We start from the raw sequence: 19811 nt of genomic DNA, 5'->3' as shown, positions 1-19811 counted from the left end.
TTTTATTTATTTATTTCAAATTACAATAATTCAAGCTATATTAATGTCCGATTTATTCAAGCTCGAACTGTCCCGTATAGAGCTGATAATATCTTCCTTTCTGCTCTATCAGCTCATCGTGGCTTCCACGCTCAGTAATCTGTCCTTTCTCAAGTACCATAATTGCCTTGGAATTTCTTACAGTTGACAATCTGTGTGCAATAACGAATACTGTTCTGCCTTCCATTATTGCATCCATACCATTCTCGATAAGTCTTTCTGTTCTTGTATCTACTGAGCTTGTCGCCTCATCAAGAATAAGTACAGGTGGCTTGGCTACTGCTGCCCTCGCAATGGCAAGAAGCTGGCGCTGTCCCTGTGAAAGATTGCTTCCATCGGAATAAAGCATTGTATCATAACCATCTGGAAGCCTTCTTATAAATGAATCTGCATTAGCTATTACAGCTGCCTCCCTTACTTCCTCATCTGTTGCATCAAGCTTTCCATATCGTATATTGTCCGCAATAGTTCCTGTAAACAGATGTGTTTCCTGTATAACCATTGCCATTGACCTTCTTAAATCATCTTTACTTATATCCTTAATGTCTATTCCGTCATAAGTTATTGTTCCTGACTGGATATCATAAAATCTGTTAATAAGATTAACTATTGTTGTCTTTCCTGCACCGGTTGAGCCTACAAATGCTATCTTCTGTCCCGGCTTTGCATATAAAGTTACATCATTAAGAATAGTCTTTTCTTTTACATATCCAAACACAACATCTTTAAATCGCACATCTCCCTTTAACTCAACAAGATAGCCTGCTTTATCTTTCGTCGCTGGAACCTTCCAGGCGTATATGCCTGTATTACCTGAAGCTTCCATAAGTTCACCCGCTTCATTTTTCGTAACATTACATAATGTAACACTGCCTTCATCAACCTCAGGTTCTTCGTTCATCATATCAAATATACGCTCTGCACCTGATAAGGCTGAAAGCAGGAAATTAACCTGTTGTGTGAACTGGTTAAGTGGCATTGCACTTTGTCTTACATATACAAGATAAGCCGAAAGCGTACCTAAATCCATAAGTCCCTTTAATGTAAATATACCGCCAACACAGGCTGATATTGCATAATTAAGATAAGAAAGACTTACTATTGTAGGAATCATCATTCCAGCAAATGCCAGTGCATTAGTTGACTCTTTTCTGAAATTCTCATTCATTTCACAGAATTTCCCGTAATCCTTTTCCTCGTGGTTAAATACCTTCTCAACCTTCTGTCCAGCCATCATCTCCTGAACGAATCCATTGATTTTACCAAGCTCTTCCTGCTGTCTGTTAAAATATTTCTTACTGTGCTTACTGTTAAATTTGATAAAGAAGAACATTATAATAAGAAATACGACAACTATCATAGAAAGACGTATGCTTAATACCATCATCATCGTAAGTGTACCAAACAGCATAATAAAACTCTGTATTATCATAGCAAAACTGTTATTCATAGCTTCCTGAACTGTATCAACATCATTAGTAAAACGGCTCATAAGTTCGCCGTGTGTATGTGCATCGAAATATTTTAATGGAAGCTTCTGTGTATGCTTAAATAAATCATTTCTTATATCCTGTATAACCTTCTGTGACATTTTCACCATAATGCGGTTATATCCAAGTGTTGACAACGCTCCGCACGCATACATCACACCCATTGCTATAACAGCCTTTAAAAGCCCTGTCATATTGCCCGGAACAATAAATCTATTGACAACAGGCTTAATAAGATATGTTCCTGTAACATTAGCTCCTGCACTTATGAATACAAGAAATGCTACTAATATAAGCATCCATTTATAATGTCCAAGATATACGAATAACTGTTTCAATGTCTTCTTGGTATCTTTAGGTCTTTTATATCCAACATATTTAGCCATTATAAATCCACTCCTTCCTTCTGTGATTCATATATTTCCTGATATATCCTGTTATTGGCAAGAAGTGTTTCGTGTGTGCCTATCGCAGCTACCTTTCCCCTGTCCAGTATGATAATCTGGTCAGCGTGCTTTACCGAAGATATTCTCTGTGCTATTACAATCTTGGTCATATCTGGAAGCTTATTAGCAAGTTCCTCTCTTATCTTAGCTTCTGTCGCTGTATCTACCGCACTTGTTGAGTCATCAAGAATAAGCACCTTTGGCTTTTTTAATATAGCTCTCGCAATACATATTCTCTGCTTCTGTCCACCAGATACATTGACACCACCCTGTCCCATATCAGTATCATATCCCTGTGGAAGTCTGTCTAAGAATTCGTCTACACAGGCAATATGGCAGGCCTCATCTATCTCCCCCATAGAAGCATTCTCATTACCCCAGTAGAGGTTAGAAAGAAGTGAACCTGAGAATAATGTATTCTTCTGCAATACAACTGCAATAGCATCCCTTAAATGTCTCATAGGATATTTTTTTACATCTATTCCGTCTATTCTCACCGTTCCTTTGGTTGCATCGTATAATCTTGGAATAAGTGATACAAGCGTTGTCTTGGCTGAACCCGTCTGTCCTATTATTCCAATAGTCTGTCCTGCTTCTATATTAAATGAAACATCAGAAAGAACATATTCTTTTGCCTCTTTCTTGTATTTAAACCATACGTGGTCAAACTCAATTGAACCCTTTTTAACACTTATATCCTCTGCCTGTTCATCTGTTATGTCTATTTTTTCATCAAGAACTTCGACAATTCTTGAAGCTGAGGCTAAAGAACGTGTCATCATAAGAAATACATTTGACATCATCATAAGTGAATTAAGTATAAGAAGAACATAACTTAAAAAGCTTGTAAGCTCACCAATCTTTAACTGTCCTGCATTAATAAGATGTCCGCCGATAAAGAGAATTGATATAATCGTTCCATACATAACAAACTGCATAGCTGGCATATTAAGAACTGCTATACCGAATGCTTTCTCTGACTCTTTCTTAAGATTAGCATTAACTTCCTCAAACTTAGAAACCTCGTAATCACCTCTTACATATGCTTTAACTACTCTTATCGCAGTAAGATTTTCCTGAATGCTTCTGTTGACTAAATCTATTGCATTCTGCATACGTCCATAAAGTGGACGGACATTCAAAATAATAATTATGAGAAGCACGGCAAGTATAGGCAGTGCCACGAAAAACACGAATGCAAGTGTTCTGTTAATTGTAAATGCTACTGACGATGCAAATATAAGCATAACCGGGCTTCTGCCAAATGGTCTCATACCTGTTGATACCGAATTCTGTATATTCGTAACATCACTTGTCAGACGAGTAACCAGCGAAGAAACCCTGAAATGGTCTATATTGGCAAATGAATATGATTGTAATTTCTCATATTCTGCCTGCCTTATATTAGCGCCAAGTCCCTGTCCTGCAAGTGCTGAAAATCTTGCACTTCCAATGCCAAGGATAAGTGCCAGAACCGCACATCCTGCCATCTGCAAGCCCTTAGTATAAATATAAGCTGTGTCGCCATTAGCAACACCATTATCAATTAAATCAGCCATAATCATAGGCACCATAAGTTCAAGCACTGCCTCAACAGCAATACATAAAAGTGCCAGACAGGCATATTTCTTATACTGTTTCATATAAGAAAATATTCTTTTAAGCATTAAAATGCACCTCCAATTGTTGTATCTGCAACTATTGTAACATCAATTTTTGCACTGTCAACTTATATTTTCAGCCTTCAGACTTCAAATACCTGATTATCCATATCTAAATTGGGAACTGATAAATTATTAACTTCTAAACTTTCTATAAAACGGCAATAATTTATTGACATCTGCATATATAAGTGTTAAAGTGTGACCATAATGATTGTTAATTAATTATCAATCTTATTTTTATTAAGATAGTTACTTCGTGTAACACTATACATCACTAACAAAGTATATGTATGATTATCTAAGAAAAGGGGAACTAGTTATGAGCAAAGAAAAATCTTTAGTAGTTAACAACATCCAGTCTCTTGAAGAGCTTATAAGCTCTGTAAAAGAGGCACAGCGTATCTTCTCAGCATATTCGCAGGAACAGGTTGATAAGATATTTACCGCTGCTGCCCTTGCTGCTAATAAGGCAAGAATACCTCTTGCCAAGATGGCTGTCAAAGAAACTGGTATGGGAATTGTTGAAGACAAGGTAATCAAAAATCACTATGCCGCTGAATACATTTACAACGCATACCGTGATACCAGAACCTGCGGTGTTATCGAGGAAGATAAAGCCTATGGCATTAAGAAGATCGCAGAGCCTATCGGTGTTGTTGCCGCTGTTATTCCTACAACTAATCCAACTTCTACTGCTATATTCAAGACTCTTATTTCATTAAAGACACGTAATGGCATTATCATAAGTCCACATCCCCGTGCTAAGGAAAGCACAATAGCTGCTGCTAAGGTTGTACTTGAGGCTGCTGTTGCCGCTGGTGCACCAGAAGGCATAATCGGCTGGGTTGATGTTCCAAGCCTTGAACTTACCAACACTCTTATGAAAGAAGCCGACATTATACTTGCAACTGGTGGTCCTGGTATGGTTAAGGCAGCTTATTCATCTGGAAAGCCTGCACTTGGCGTAGGTGCTGGTAACACTCCAGCTATTATCGACAGTACTGCCGATGTTATACTTGCCGTCAACTCTATTATCCATTCTAAGACATTTGATAATGGTATGATATGTGCTTCTGAGCAGTCAGTAATTGTTGACTCATCTATATATAAGCAGGTTAAAGAGGAATTCACTAAGCGTGGCTGTCACTTCCTTAATAAGACTGAACTTGATAAAGTAAGAAAGACTATCATTATCAATGGCTCGTTAAATGCCAAGATTGTCGGTCAGAGTGCTTATAATATCGGAAAGCTTTCCGGCATAGAAGTACCTGAAAGCACAAAGATTCTCATTGGTGAAGTTACTTCTGTTGACCTTTCAGAAGAATTCGCACACGAGAAGTTATCTCCAGTTCTTGCTATGTATAAAGCAAAGGATTTTGATGATGCCATAAGTAAAGCTGAGCGTCTAATAGCTGATGGCGGATTTGGTCATACTTCTTCTATATATATTAATTCTGCAACTGAAAACTACAAGCTTGCTAAGTTCGAGGAAGCTATGAAGACCTGCCGTATTCTTATTAATACACCTTCTTCACAAGGCGGTATCGGTGACCTTTATAACTTTAAGTTAGCACCTTCTCTTACACTTGGCTGTGGTTCGTGGGGCGGTAACTCTGTATCTGAAAATGTAGGCGTAAAGCACCTTATTAATATTAAGACTGTTGCTGAGAGGAGAGAAAATATGCTGTGGTTCAGAGCACCTGAAAAGGTATACTTTAAGAAAGGCTGCCTTCCTGTTGCACTTAACGAGGTAAAGACTGTATTAGGCAAGAAGAAAGCATTTATTGTTACAGACCAGTTCTTATATAAGAATGGCTACACTAAGTGCGTTACCGACAAGCTTGATGAACTTGGCATAACACACACAACCTTCTTCAATGTTGCACCAGACCCTACATTACAATGTGCTATCGAAGGAACTAAAGCTATTAACAGCTTTGAGCCTGACTGTATCATCGCTATCGGTGGTGGTTCTGCTATGGATGCTGCCAAGATTATGTGGGTTATGTATGAACATCCTGAAGTTGACTTTATGGATATGGCTATGAGATTTATGGATATAAGAAAACGTATCTACACATTCCCTAAGATGGGCGAAAAGGCTTACTTTATAGCTATTCCTACTTCTTCTGGTACTGGTTCAGAGGTTACACCTTTCGCAGTTATCACTGATGAAAAGACTGGCATAAAGTATCCTCTTGCCGATTACGAACTGCTCCCTAAGATGGCTATTATTGATGCTGATATGTGTATGGATCAGCCTAAGGGACTTACAGCCGCTTCTGGTATAGATGCATTAACACATGCTCTTGAAGCATATGCTTCTATTATGGCTACAGATTATACTGATGGTCTTGCACTTAAGGCTATGAAGAATATATTTGAATATCTTCCAGCGGCATATGAGAATGGACCTCACGATGCCAAGGCAAGAGAACAGATGGCTACCGCTTCTACTATGGCTGGTATGGCATTTGCCAACGCATTCCTTGGTGTATGCCACTCTATGGCTCACAAGCTTGGTGCTTACCACCATATACCTCACGGCATTGCTAACGCACTTCTTATTACAGATGTAATGCGCTTTAATGCCGCAGAAGTCCCAGCTAAGATGGGAACATTCTCACAGTATGCTTATCCTCACTGCAAGGAACGATATGTTGAATGTGCTAACTTCCTTGGTATTGCCGGCAAGAACGATGATGAGAAGTTTGAGAACTTCTTAAAGGCTATCGAGGAGCTTAAGGATAAGGTTGGAATTAAGAAGACTATCAAAGACTACGGCATTGATGAGAAAGACTTCCTTGCTACACTTGATGAGATGGTTGAAAATGCATTTGATGACCAGTGCACAGGTGCTAACCCAAGATATCCTCTTATGAGTGAGATAAAGGCTATGTATCTTAAGGCTTACTATGGAAAAGAGGTTAATCCAGAGGATATAAAGACTAAGTAATATAAATAATCAATATAAATTATATATATTATTATGATGATATATTGTCAATGTCAGATAACATTATTCTCACTGACAGACACAACGGGCTTGTGATATGTACAATACCACTTGTCCCGTTATATAAAGATATGAATGGATATGTGGCAATCTTTATAAAGATTGCCCTCTCGCAGAATTGACATCTGCGTATGAACTTGAATGCCTACATAGTAATAGGCAGGAATGGAGGTTATTATGAAAAAATGTATATATAAAGGAACTCTAAAATCTGTATACGTTGATAAGGATAAGGCTGAGAAAGTATTTGCACTATCTTACAGCAAATCCGATGTATTATATGAAGCACTTAACACTGCAAGAGTTGAAGATACAGGACTTGATATACCACGACTTCTTAATGTATCTGTAGTAGATGGCAAATGGACTATCACAAGCGAATATGCCAAAGGAGAAACTTTAAAAGAGCTGTTAGCTAAACACCCTGAAAATGCAGATGCTTACATAGAGGCTATGGTTGACTACCAGATAGCTATTAATAAGCACAGCAACCCTCTTTTAGTCGATATGAAAAGTAAGCTTGAGCGACAGATTAATGAGCTTAATATTCCTGCTGACACGAAATATGAGCTGGACTCAAGACTTTCAGAGCTTCCTTATCATACTAAATTATGCCACGGTGATTATTGTCCAGAAAATATTATCGTACAGACTGATGACAACAACCAGATAATTGCAATTACCGCTGTTGACTGGGTACACGCTACTAAAGGTAATGCTTCTGCCGATGCGGCTAATACTTACCTTACACTTAAGCTTAGCGATGAAGCCCTTGCCGATAAGTACATATCAATGTTCTGTGAAAAGACTTCTACTGATAAGCGTTACGTTGATAAGTGGATACCTATCGTAGCCGCCGCAAGACTTACTAAGAAAAAGCCAGAAGAAAAGGAAATGCTTGAGGCTATGATTGACATATGTGATTTCCAGTAATCAGATATTAACTTACGATACATCTGTTAATCAAATGTATTAATATTCTTCATTGTTCAACTTTATAAAACCAGCCATATGATACCCCTGCCTCCTTTATGGGAAATGACATCATATGGCTGGTTTTATTATATTTTATATAATATTATTATCTTCAAGAAATTTGCTATACATAGCTTCTATTCTATCCATATCATCATTGTGAAGATTTCCTATTTTAAATATAAAGCTGTCTTTATTAAGCACTGTAACCTTTGATACTCTAGCAGTTGAAGCTAATCTCAGCCCTGCTTCACTCCAATATATAATTGGAATATCATAAGGGTCTTCCTTTCTTACTTTATGTTTAGTTATCTTCACTGATAATACCCCTAATACATTTTCATCAAGTACAATAACTGGTCTATTTATTATTCTACTCGCATCTTCCTCCAACGGAAATTCTACAAACCATACTTCTCCTTTTCTCATTCTGCCTCTCTTTCTTTTTTCATTTGCTCAAACATATCATCCCATTCAGTTTCTTCTACCCATTCATCATCTGATGCTATTACAGCTTTACCATCAGCATTATAATTAGTATTTGCCATTGCCATTTGATATGCTTTATCGCTATATCTCCCAACATTCATATCCGGGTGAAATGGTAAAGCCTGCTCTCTTACTGCCTGTTTAGCCGCCATAGTAAAAAATGTTGTCATATCCATTCCAAGATTTGATACTAACTCCTGCAACTGACTTTTTAAATTCTCGTCTATTCTCATAGTCACATTAGTATTAGCCATAATTACCATCCCTTTCAAATTATAAATTTACTCTAATATTAGAATATGCCTTTCCTGTTGTTTTGTCAATACATTGTTATAACAATGTATTATTTTTAACCTTATCTACATCAAACACCATACTCTATATTATATTGCAGACAACTAATACCTCACTATATAACTTGCATTCCCCACAATAAATCAATATACTAAAATAAATTATTATATACATTATAATCAATTATATACACTATAATCATAAGAAAGGACTACAAGAACACTATGGAACTAATAAAAGGCAGACCAGCCAATGAAGCTGACAGACTTGATAAAGAAATCAGAGTATATGATTTACTTGACCAGTTAGGAATGGAATATTACAGAACCGACCACGAACCAGCAACAACAATGGAAGTATGCAACGATATTGATAAAATTCTTGGCACACTTATATGCAAGAACCTTTTCTTATGCAACCGACAGAAAACACAATTCTATCTTCTTATGATGCCGGGAGATAAAGTATTTAAGACTAAAGATTTAAGCCAGCAGATTAACTCTGCACGACTTTCATTCGCCGATGAGGAATATATGAAAGAATATCTTGATATAACACCGGGTTCAGTATCTATTATGGGGCTTATGAATGATACTGACAACCACGTCCAGTTACTTATTGACAAGGAAGTACTTGAAGAAGCTTCTCTTGGCTGTCACCCTTGTATCAATACTTCAAGCCTTAAGTTAAAGACAAGCGAAGTTATGGATAAGTTTCTCCCGGCTGTCCACCACGAAACCATAATAGTTGAACTTCCACGATACGAAAATATTTAAGTATATTAATCTCTAACACTTAAAATAAAGTGCTTAGCGTTATCTATCATTCCCCCGAATAGATTAACACTAAGCACTTATTTTCATACCATTGTGAAATATACTTATAATATATAATCAATAGCAAATCATACAACAGCAATTCACAATCCTATATGAGCTACAGCTTGAAATATACTGCCACAATTTATTATTGCTATGTAATATTACTGTATCTGTCCATCTGAAATAGTAATTATCCTGTCTGCGTAATCAGCCATCTGTCTGTCGTGTGTTACCATTATTATTGTCTGCTCGTATTTCTGACTTGCTTTTGATAACATCTTTGCAACTGTTTCTGCACTTCCCGCATCAAGATTTCCTGTAGGCTCATCAGCAAATATAACCGCCGGACTTGTAATAAGTGCTCTGGCAATTGCCACTCTCTGCTGTTCTCCACCTGACATTTCTGATGGATATTTATTCTTGCAATGGCTTATCTCTAATTCTGATAATATCTCGTCAACCTTTGCATCATCTGGCTTTTTTCCATCAAGTAGAATTGGCATAACTATATTTTCATATGATGTAAATTCTGGAAACAGGCTGTAATCCTGATATATAAAGCCTATATTTCTTCTTCTGAAACCTGACAGCTTCTTGTCCTTCATATGTGTTATGTCCTCGCCTTTTATTAATATACTGCCTGTATCTGGTGTATCCATACTTCCAAGTATTCTTAATAATGTAGATTTTCCCGAACCACTCTTTCCTATAATAGCTGTAAATTCGCCTTTCCCGAATTCAAGGGAACACTGCTTTAATGCAGGAACATCTACACTTCCTGTATGATATGTCTTGGATATCTCTTTAGCCTGTAATATAGCCTCCATACTTATCCTCCATTTCTATATCTCTAATTGCATATATGTAATTCCATATATTATTATTTTTAAATATTACCTAATCAAATATATATTTATAAGCTGCATACTTTGTTCAATAATAACTATTCATTATCAAGCTACTTAGCGCCTATATAACTATAATTTCCTTATATTACTTGAATATATCAGCACTTCCAATATAAGCATAAGCGGAAGTGTTACTATGCACCACAGTGATTCCCTAAGTGCTTCACGCATACATATTCCAAGTAATTTCCCTCTTGTCATCCCCATTTTTCTAAAGAGAATGAACTTGCCGTGTCTGCTTTCTATCCTGTTTCTTATAATTATTGCCATTATAAGAAGCTGGATAATTATTACCGCCATTATAGTTATTCCATATTGCAGTATATTATTGACAAGCTGCGTTCTGTATACATTCTTGCTGTCAACATTTGACTTATAAGTTATATTATTACTCTTAAGATAAAGTGCAACTTTGTTGTTAGTAGCAGAAAATGTTGATGACAGGTCGTAATCTATCTTTATCTGATTATACTGTAATTCAAAATCTATTCCGTCTGTCAGTCCTTCTCCCGTAATTCTTAGCATAAGATCTTTCTGGTTATCAACCGCCTGCTTAGCAAGTTGCGTACTTGCAAGTGCTGTATAATAACCATAATCTGGCATTATACCATTAAAATCTTCCTTAACTTCATCTGTAACTTTAATAACTGCTGCCACCTGAGGTGCTACACAGGCACCAAACATCGTTTCTACCTCTAAATCAGTCTGTGTGAAACTATATGTTGTACTTGCTGTATTAGGATTATCGTCATCTTTCAGTTCTACCTGTAAATCTATTTTTCCACTATTATTATATTTATTGAAAAATGGAATATCATATGGATACACTGCATTGCTTGATGTAATATACCCTCCTTTATTACACTGTCCAAATGGAACGTTATAATAATTATAATATAATGTATCACCAGCTTTTAATGTATCATCATAATCACCCTCACAGTTATCCTGTATAAATACTATAACCTGTTTTCCACTTGCAAAGTCATCATAATTAATATTGGATTTATCAATATATTTGCTGGCTATATCATATATTTCCTTTGTTGGATTTACATATTCTGTTGCAAATAAATACCGGCTTCCATAAGTCGGATCTTTCATAGTTTTAGCTATAGATGAAGCCTTCTGTGCAGCTATAATCTTGTCAATTCCCATCTTATGATAGTCCTGGTTATCCCAGTACCATGTTCTTTCTGACTCAAATATAGAATAATCAATTGAAATTATACCCGGTATTTCATTTAAACCATCTATAACATCAGATGACACACCTTCTATAATGCTATTATTACCATCTTTAGCCAAAGGCGAATTCATTATTGCACAATTAGACTTTATAATTCTATCTGGTGAATTATATGGTATAGATGTAAATAATGCTGTCATACCATTATCTAATATCAACTGGCGTAATTCATCATACGGAATATTATATCTATTCCTGCTGTTGTATTCTTTATTGATAAGATCAACCTGTGTAAATTCGTCCATATTTAACGACTTAGCTGGATAGTTATCAAAATCTTTAAGGTAAGATATATATATCATATCAGTTCTATAATTAGATGATGGTATGTCCAGATATCCATATATATCAGGAAGTGAATTATTTTTCTTATATTTATCAAATGATGTAGCTATCTTCATAACGCTGAATACAAGTACAACACAGATAAACAGTGAAAATAATCTTACACCTATTATCATTCCTACACCATCACGCTTCATAAGCCTGCTTGTAATTACACGGCTTAGATTAGATACCTTAAGGTTGGATTTTCTGCCTGATGTATTCTTATTACGAACCTCAATATTAACTATCTGCTTTTTGCTTCTTGCCTTAAGACGCTTCTCTTTAACTGTATCCATAACATTAGATAACAGTCCTACTATCTCCTCAACTACAACTGCTATTACAACAGAAGCAATACTTTTTAACACAATAGAAACATTAATTGTATAAAATGAAAATCCTGCCTTGCCTTCAAGTATGCCTCCTGCAATTCCTCCAGCCAAAAATGCTGCAATTATTCCTATCAATGCTGCTGGAACTATTATCAAAGCATTTTCAATAATATACATTCTTCTAAGCTGTGAACTGTCTGCACCTAAGGAAGCATATTTCTTATAAGATGACTTTCTTGTATTCTTATACTCAATAAGCTGGTAAGAAAGTGCTGTTATTCCTATTGCCATAACTATTAAATACATATAAAGGTATATGCTTGTTGAACCCCAAGGCTTATAATCATATACACCTGAATTATATGTATAACTTTTTGATGTCTTCTCCTTTATAGAGTCAAATACTGCTTTGTAGTCATCAGTTTTTATTGAAGGCTTTATAGGATATAAGAACACCGAACGTATATCATAATTAAATTGTGATAATTCACTGTTCACTACAACTGCTGATGGTATCTGCTTTCCATTATTCCATATATTAGTATAATTTCTGTATATACCAACAAGTGTATAAGTCTTTGTGTTTCTTTTCTCTTTGTTGCCTATGCTGTTATTGTCACAATATTTAAGATTAATGCTCTCACCAATCTCACCGTTATAACCGAGTGTCAGAAGGGTGTTCCAGTCCATTGCTATCTCACCACTATTTTCTGGCTGTCTTCCTTCATCAAGCTTTATATGTGACTGTGCAAGAAACTCTGATGAAAAGCTTCCTACATAAAAGCCTGTACTCTGCCAGTCATCGTTAAGAACATTAACGCTTCTTGACACCTTTACCGGCTGTTCAATATAAATGTGGTCTGTAAGATTACTATCTGGCTGCCTGCTTCCTATATCCATAATAAACCAGTCGCCAAATCTGTCTTTATTGGACTGCATCTGCCACTGATACATATTTTCCTGAAATATAAGAACTGCTGTTACAAAAAATACTGCAAATAATGTTGTAAGTGCAGCTCTTATAATCTGCCTGTATCTTCTTTTTACGCTTTTAAATGTTATTTTTAGAATATTCACGTCATTACTCTGATATTAATACCAGCCACTCCTTTCTTTTAGGTTATAACTAGAATACCCTATGAATCTTACAGCAATCTTACAATCGTTATTATATTGGTATAGTTATTATTTTGCTTTTCTTTTCATATTATATTTAGGTATAATTATCCTGAAGCTTACTCCCCTGCCGTCTTCATTATTATTGACACTTACGCTTCCGTGATGTGCCTCAATTATAAGCTTTGAAAGATTAAGGCCTATTCCTGTATGCAGGGAATTATAGCTTTTTCCACTCTCGAACCTGTTAAATATATTATCAAGCTTATCCTTAGCAATTCCATTTCCATCATCTTTTATTGTTATAATGCACTTATCAGCATTGCATACGGCATTTATATCCACATTTTCTGCTTCTTCACTGCAATTCTGTACTATATTAATAAATGCTTCCAACAGCCACTCCTCATCTGCATTAATAAAGTAATATTCATCATTACAATATGAAGTTATATTACAATTATTAACAACAGGCACTTCTGATATGACTTCATTAATAAATTCATTAACATTAATATCATCTTCTGTTAATACAATCTTCCCCGACTCCATTCGGCTTAATTTCAACAGCCTTGTGATAAAATCCCTTATCCTGTATGTCTGCCTGAAACATTCATTCAGATTATTAATAAGCTTTTCATTATTGGACAGACCTGTATCTGTAAACCCTTTTCCAGTCTCCGCTTCTGACTTTTCCCCTGACATATCGGAATTAATCTGTAACTGTGACATATTGGCGTTAAGCTGTTCCTCCATCATATCAAGCGACAGGCTTAACGCTGTAAGCGGTGTCTTTATCTGATGTGCTATATTTTCCGTAAAATCCTGTAACTGTCTGCTACGCTTCTCCATATATGTTCTGTACGCACCAAGTTCTTTTGATATATTCTCATTATCTTCCTTTAATTTATTCATATATGAGTACACATCATTATATCCGATTTTTACAATATTATATATTGTAAAAGCAAGCAGTATAACCATAATTCCAATAATTACAGCAAATGGAATATATTCCCCACCATATAAGAACATATACCACGCACCATTTCTTGTATAACCTGCCTCCTGCAATATAGCCGAATAATCTGCTGTAACTGTGTTGCCTTGTCTTCCATAAAATAATATGTACAGAAGCTGTTTGCCTGCTTCTTTATTGACACCATACAGGGTTGTCGCCATATATCTTACCCTGTATTCATAATATATTGTGATAACTGATACTACCACCACAGTTGCAAGAAACATACCTATTGTATACACATATAATCTCTTTTTTAACGCTCTCTCCATCTGTATCCCACTCCTCTTATAGTATCTATATAATTCTTGTCCGAATTATCCATTTTCCCAAGCTTGGTCTTTAACCTGCTCACTGTTACTGTCAAAGTATTATCCTCAACAAATGTTCCCGTCCTGTCCCATAATTTCTGAAAAAATACTTCTCTTCTCACAATAAGGCCGCGGTTACATACAAGTATCTCTAATAATGCAAATTCTGTAGGTGATAACTGTATATCCTTCGCAGCTTTCTTTATTGTAAGATTATCAAAATTAATAACAAGCGAACCTAATGTATATATATTAGAATTGCTTTTATCCATATTGGAAATACTTTTATCAAGCATAGCCTGTCTTCTTAAATTGGCACTTATTCTTGATAAAAGCTCAGATACCCTGAAAGGCTTCGTTATATAATCATCACCGCCTATATCAAGCCCTTTTGTTATGCTGTCCTCATCATCGCACGAAGTTAAGAATATAACCGGTGTCACACAGCCTTCACTGCGAAGCTTTTCGCATACACTAAATCCATCTCCGTCTGGTAAATACACATCTAAAAGGTATAAGTCTGTATTCTCCCTATCAATTTTATTAAAACTACTGATATCAGCACTTTCTATAACCTCATATCCTTTATCACGCAGAAGCTGTGATAACTGTCCTCTTATAACTTCATCATCTTCTAATATATTTATTACTGCCATTATCCCTTAACCTTTCCAGTAATGTTTTCTTTGTATCTTATCAAGATTATTTATAAAATGCTGTTTGTATAACAGAAAATCTTCTATATCCATTAACACATGATATAACAACGCACCACTTTCAAATTCTTCTCTTGTCACTGGCAGTTCTTCATTCTTTAAATGCGAAATCAAGCCTTTTAACCTAACAAGCTGTTCCTCTGGATTATTAAATTCTGTTATGTTATCAGCCAGATACAATAAATACTCTGCAACTATTTTAGCATTTTTCGGCATAGTTCGCATCTTTTTCATTTCATAATGAAGATTATGTAATATCTGACACTGGTTCTTTCTTAATTCAAAGTATGATATATAATATTCCGGATGTGAATAAAATGTATTATTCTGGTACTCATATGCTTCTTTTATGCAATCCTGTATATCCTCTTCCAATGTTTTTATATTGTCCCATACATTTATCTCCATTTTTTTATTTGATAAATAAGCTGAAAGTGCGTATATAAACATCTGCATTTTATTTTCAATCTCCCTCATATTAACAACAATATGCTTTTTATGCTCATAATTGCCATTAAAAAGATTAAACACTATTGCAAAACCAACTCCAACAAGAACAATCCCCAGTTCGTTCCATACCGCCATATCATTAAAATTCTCATAAGTAACAAGGTGTGCCGCTATAACACCATTAACGGATATTGTCGCTCTCCAGTTAAGTATCTCCGCCATAAACACACTAAATATCAGCAATATTCCATATGCTATCCACATACTGCTAATATTGGTAAATAAAATCCATCCTGCAAGTACTGTTATTAAAAATGAAGCTATCCTGCTTCCAGAAAGTCTTATTGTTTCCCACTTTGAATTCATAAGTGAAAGCAACGTTATAGTTCCAGCCGATACTGCGTAATTAAGTCCCAATTTCTGTGCCGTATAAAGTGAAAGACTGCTGCCTATTCCTATTTTAAGAGATAATAATATTATTTTCCTATATCTATTAATATAACATACCCCCATTCTTTTTTATTGTTCTTTTTCTATCCATCTTTTTTATGCATTTTTGTATACACTATTAATCTTAATCATTTTATATACATTATATAAAACAAAGGACTGTTACATCTTTTGACTTTGATGCAACAGCCCTCTGCCTTTAATATTAGGTTTAGGTTTAATGTAAGTATAAATATAGATTAATACTTTATCTTTTGTATTGTGTTTTTATAAATTATGGTTTATTGGCAATTACAAACCATAATTTACCGATGATTATACACCATTTATTACTGGTTAGAAGTTGTTTGCACCAGCATTATTATATTTTGAACAAACATATGTTATATAAATAATCACATTGCTATATAACCTATGCTCGTTCTATATATAAACATTGTGTATTGCACATTATACACAACGTATATATCCTTCATAATCAGTTTGATTATTTGTCAGATATCGCTGTTATTCAGCTGAATTATTTAATAAATCCAACCTGCTTAGAGATTTCCTCTATAGCTTTATCTTTCTTCTGGTTGAATATAACTTTGTTCTCCTCGAACATATTGTTGCCCTGTGTATCTATTGATACGATAAGTGGGCCAAATTCCTTAACTCGGCAGTTCCAGAGTGTTTCAGGCATTCCCAAATCACGCCATTCTGCTCTTACAATTTCTTCTACTTCTGTAGCTGCCACAACTGCATTTCCTGCTGGAAATACACAATGAATAGCACCGAATTCTTTGCAGGCTCTCTCTGTGTTCTCTTTCATACCTCCTTTTCCAATAATAACTCTTACTCCTGTAAGCTTAACAAATTCGTACTCGAACTTCTCCATTCTCATACTTGTTGTTGGTCCTACAGATACCATCTCGAACTTGTCATTCTCTAATGGTCTGATAATTGGACCTGCGTGGAATATAGCATTATTTCTTACATCTACAGGAAGTTCTCTTCCTTCTTCCACCAATCTTCTGTGTGCAACATCACGGCAGGTTGTCATACTGCCATCAAGATATACGATGTCACCAACTTTAATATCCTTTAAATCCTCTGCAGATACAGGAGTAATAAGTACCTTTTTACCATTTCTCATCTCTACCATTATAAAGTCACCTCCGAATGTGTTGTAATTGTATAATTAAGGTCTTTATCAAAGATAATATGGCCTCTTCTATGGCTCCAGCAGCCAACATTAACGGCTACACCTATTGCTGATGGGTGGCGTGCTGTATTTTCAATATTAACACCCATAACAGAATATTTTCCGCCCATACCCTGAGGTCCTAAGCCTATAGAGTTAATTCCATCTTCAAGAAGTCTTTCCATCTTGGCAGCTCTCTCATTATCATTATGTGATCCAATTGGTCTCATAAGTGCTTTCTTTGAAAGTAATGCAGCTGTCTCTACAGAAGTTGCAACACCAACACCAACTAAAAGTGGAGGACATGCATTAAGTCCATAGCTTGTCATTACATCTAATACGAATTTAGTAACACCTTCGTAACCTTCACCTGGCATAAGTACCATAGCCTTACCTGGAAGTGTACAGCCACCGCCAGCCATATATGTATAGATTTCACACTGGTCGCTGTCAGGAACAATATCCCAGAATACTGTAGGTGTTCCCTTACCAACATTCTTACCTGTATTATATTCATCAAATGTTTCTACACTATTATGTCTTAATGGTGCTTCAAATGTTGCCTGTACAACTGCTTCTTTAAGAAGTCCCTCAAGTTCATCTATAAGTGGGAACTTAGTTCCACATTTTACCCAGAACTGTAACACACCTGTATCCTGACAGCTTGGCCTGTTAAGCTCTACTGCTAACTTCTGGTTCTCAAACATTGTGTTGTAGATTGTCTTCGATAACGGACTATCTTCCTTATCTCTTAACTCCTCAAGCTTTGCAATTACATCATCTGGTAATTTCTTAGCTGTATAGGCAATAAACTTTGCCATATAATCTGTAAGCTGTTTTACCTGTGCTTCTTTTGACATATTAATTCCTCCTTCAAATCCTTATAAAATATTTTGTTAATTTAATTAGTCTTTTTATCTTTTATGTTGTAATATTTATCAATCTTCTCTTGCTTTAAACCTGATTATTATATTCAGTTCAATCAGCTTTATGCTTATCTTAATTTGCATAATACCTGACTTAATCTGCTAAGCTTAAGGGAAGAATGGATACATAATTGGGAGTAATATCATACTTACTATTGTTGATACTACTATAAGTGGTATTCCTGCCTTGGCATAATCTTTAAATGTATAACCTCCTGCACCTATTACCATTGTGTTAGCTGGCATTCCAATAGGTGTTGCATATGCACAAGAGCCGCCGATTACACAAGCCATAAGCACTGCACTTGGGTCAGCACCTATTCCTGTGGCAATTGATAAACATATAGGAGCCATAAGTGCTGTTGTTGCTGTGTTACTCATAAAGTTAGTTAATACACAGCAGAGCATAAATACTACAAATGTTAAAAGGTATGGCGATGGATTATCTCCTAAAAGTCCTATTACCTTATTGGCTATCATCTCACCTGCACCTGATTTGGAAAGTGCAGATGCTAATGAAAGTGTTCCACCGAATAAGAATATTGTCTTTAAATCAATTGACTTTAATGCCTGCTTTTCTGATATTACACCAGTTACTATCAATGCTAAAGCTCCGATACATCCTGTTATGCAAAGCTTTATTCCAATCTTGTCCTCAAATATCATCCCCAGTAATGTAAGGATAAGTATTATAAGCGATAACCACTGCTTCCATTTTTGAACATCACTGAAATCTGTCTTATTACCATAACCTGAGTCCTCACTTGGCTTTGTATCTGGTAATAATTTGTATCCTACTAATGCGAAGAATATTATTCCAGCTATTAATATTGGAACGCCTACCTTGGCATAATCGAAAAATCCAAACGACTTGCCAATCTCCTGCATAGTTGACTGTGCGATAAGATTACCCGGTGCACCTATAAGTGAGAGATTACCTCCCATAGCAGCTGCAAATACAAGCGGCATTAAAAGTTTAGACCTTGAATAACCTGACTTTGCTGCTATTCCGATTACTACCGGAATAAGAACTGCTGCTGTTCCAGTGTTTGATAACACCCCGCTCATAACACCTACAATTACCATAATTGCAATTATGAGCTGTTTCTCTGACTTAGCAAAATGTGTTACAACTCCACCTATCTTATTAGCCATTCCTGTTTCAAATAATGCTCCACCTACTATAAACATTGCTACAAATAATATTACATTACTGTCTATAAATCCTGAAAAAGCTGTTTTCCAATCAAGAACCCCTGTGATAACCAGCCCCACGCAGACTATCATTGATGTTACTCCAAGTGGAAGTTTCTCCCATATGAACATTATGATTGCAAACAACAAAAATATTAACGTTATTGTTGCGTGACTCATCAAAATTCCTCCATTTACTATATATTTACTTAAGAAATATTATTACCGGCTTTTCTATTTCCTTTGCTTGATTTTATTATATAAAGACATTTTCTTGTTGTAAATTTACAAAAAGAAATACTTTCATAAGTAAAATTTATAACTTTTAACCAATTTTAGACAAAACCACCAAATATATGCTATAATATTTAACAAATTAATTATAATTTTA

The 19811-nt window shown here is 35.5% G+C and carries 15 protein-coding genes; 3 read left to right on the top strand and 12 right to left on the bottom strand.

Going from position 1 to position 19811, the window contains the following annotated elements; all coding sequences use genetic code 11:
- Window positions 1-52: 52 nt before the first annotated feature.
- Entirely contained in the window at window positions 53-1915 is a 1863-nt protein-coding gene (locus BM157_RS00170; RefSeq protein WP_090139455.1) for an ABC transporter ATP-binding protein, read from the bottom strand.
- Window positions 1915-3642, bottom strand: a complete 1728-nt coding sequence (locus BM157_RS00165) for an ABC transporter ATP-binding protein (protein ID WP_090139453.1) — start codon at window positions 3640-3642, stop codon at window positions 1915-1917. Before BM157_RS00165 ends, BM157_RS00170 begins: the two co-directional genes overlap by 1 nt.
- A 316-nt stretch (window positions 3643-3958) precedes the next feature.
- On the opposite strand from BM157_RS00165, the gene adhE reads away from it, so the two are divergent.
- Together adhE and BM157_RS00155 are read left to right on the top strand one after the other, a co-directional pair.
- On the top strand, window positions 3959-6595 hold the full coding sequence (gene adhE, locus BM157_RS00160; RefSeq protein WP_090139451.1) for a bifunctional acetaldehyde-CoA/alcohol dehydrogenase: 2637 nt from the start codon (window positions 3959-3961) through the stop codon (window positions 6593-6595).
- A gap of 237 nt (window positions 6596-6832) precedes the next feature.
- Entirely contained in the window at window positions 6833-7588 is a 756-nt protein-coding gene (locus BM157_RS00155; RefSeq protein WP_318255694.1) for a phosphotransferase family protein, read from the top strand.
- Window positions 7589-7723: 135 nt separating this feature from the next.
- On the opposite strand, the gene BM157_RS00150 is transcribed toward BM157_RS00155, so the two are convergent.
- Complete coding sequence (locus tag BM157_RS00150) at window positions 7724-8059, bottom strand: type II toxin-antitoxin system PemK/MazF family toxin (protein ID WP_022502932.1); 336 nt, start codon at window positions 8057-8059, stop codon at window positions 7724-7726.
- Window positions 8056-8373: a type II toxin-antitoxin system RelB/DinJ family antitoxin gene (locus tag BM157_RS00145; RefSeq protein WP_022502933.1), complete on the bottom strand. Its 318-nt coding sequence runs from the start codon at window positions 8371-8373 to the stop codon at window positions 8056-8058. The genes BM157_RS00150 and BM157_RS00145 overlap by 4 nt, the downstream gene beginning before the upstream one ends.
- A 264-nt stretch (window positions 8374-8637) precedes the next feature.
- Here BM157_RS00145 and BM157_RS00140 point away from each other — a divergent pair, with 264 nt between their 5' ends.
- The gene (locus BM157_RS00140) at window positions 8638-9189 is read left to right on the top strand and encodes a prolyl-tRNA synthetase associated domain-containing protein (RefSeq protein WP_090139448.1); all 552 of its coding nucleotides are present in this window, start codon (window positions 8638-8640) and stop codon (window positions 9187-9189) included.
- 206 nt (window positions 9190-9395) lie between these two features.
- On the opposite strand, the gene BM157_RS00135 is transcribed toward BM157_RS00140, so the two are convergent.
- From BM157_RS00135 to BM157_RS00100, 8 genes are all read right to left on the bottom strand, one after another.
- Window positions 9396-10061, bottom strand: coding sequence for an ABC transporter ATP-binding protein (locus tag BM157_RS00135; protein ID WP_022502935.1), 666 nt, complete (start codon window positions 10059-10061; stop codon window positions 9396-9398).
- Window positions 10062-10211: 150 nt separating this feature from the next.
- Entirely contained in the window at window positions 10212-13127 is a 2916-nt protein-coding gene (locus BM157_RS00130; RefSeq protein WP_090139446.1) for an ABC transporter permease, read from the bottom strand.
- A 108-nt stretch (window positions 13128-13235) separates the two neighbouring features.
- Entirely contained in the window at window positions 13236-14459 is a 1224-nt protein-coding gene (locus BM157_RS00125) for a sensor histidine kinase (protein ID WP_090139444.1), read from the bottom strand.
- Window positions 14444-15154, bottom strand: coding sequence for a response regulator transcription factor (locus tag BM157_RS00120; protein WP_090139443.1), 711 nt, complete (start codon window positions 15152-15154; stop codon window positions 14444-14446). The genes BM157_RS00125 and BM157_RS00120 overlap by 16 nt, the downstream gene beginning before the upstream one ends.
- Window positions 15155-15160: 6 nt before the next feature.
- Window positions 15161-16177 carry an aromatic acid exporter family protein gene (locus tag BM157_RS00115; RefSeq protein WP_090139441.1) on the bottom strand — a complete coding sequence of 339 codons (1017 nt, stop codon included), beginning with the start codon at window positions 16175-16177 and terminating at the stop codon, window positions 15161-15163.
- A gap of 457 nt (window positions 16178-16634) precedes the next feature.
- A complete protein-coding gene (gene ttdB / locus BM157_RS00110) occupies window positions 16635-17261 on the bottom strand; it encodes a L(+)-tartrate dehydratase subunit beta (protein ID WP_022502939.1) in 627 nt (208 codons plus the stop codon).
- Window positions 17261-18160 carry a L(+)-tartrate dehydratase subunit alpha gene (gene ttdA, locus BM157_RS00105; RefSeq protein WP_090139439.1) on the bottom strand — a complete coding sequence of 300 codons (900 nt, stop codon included), beginning with the start codon at window positions 18158-18160 and terminating at the stop codon, window positions 17261-17263. Before ttdA ends, ttdB begins: the two co-directional genes overlap by 1 nt.
- 174 nt (window positions 18161-18334) lie before the next feature.
- The gene (locus tag BM157_RS00100) at window positions 18335-19600 is read right to left on the bottom strand and encodes an SLC13 family permease (protein WP_022502941.1); all 1266 of its coding nucleotides are present in this window, start codon (window positions 19598-19600) and stop codon (window positions 18335-18337) included.
- Window positions 19601-19811: the final 211 nt, after the last annotated feature.

The organism is [Lactobacillus] rogosae (genome assembly GCA_900112995.1).
GTDB classification, from domain to species: domain Bacteria; phylum Bacillota; class Clostridia; order Lachnospirales; family Lachnospiraceae; genus Lachnospira; species Lachnospira rogosae.
The sequence above is the reverse complement of the archived record's forward strand: the minus strand, read 5'-3'. Positions and strand labels throughout refer to the sequence as shown.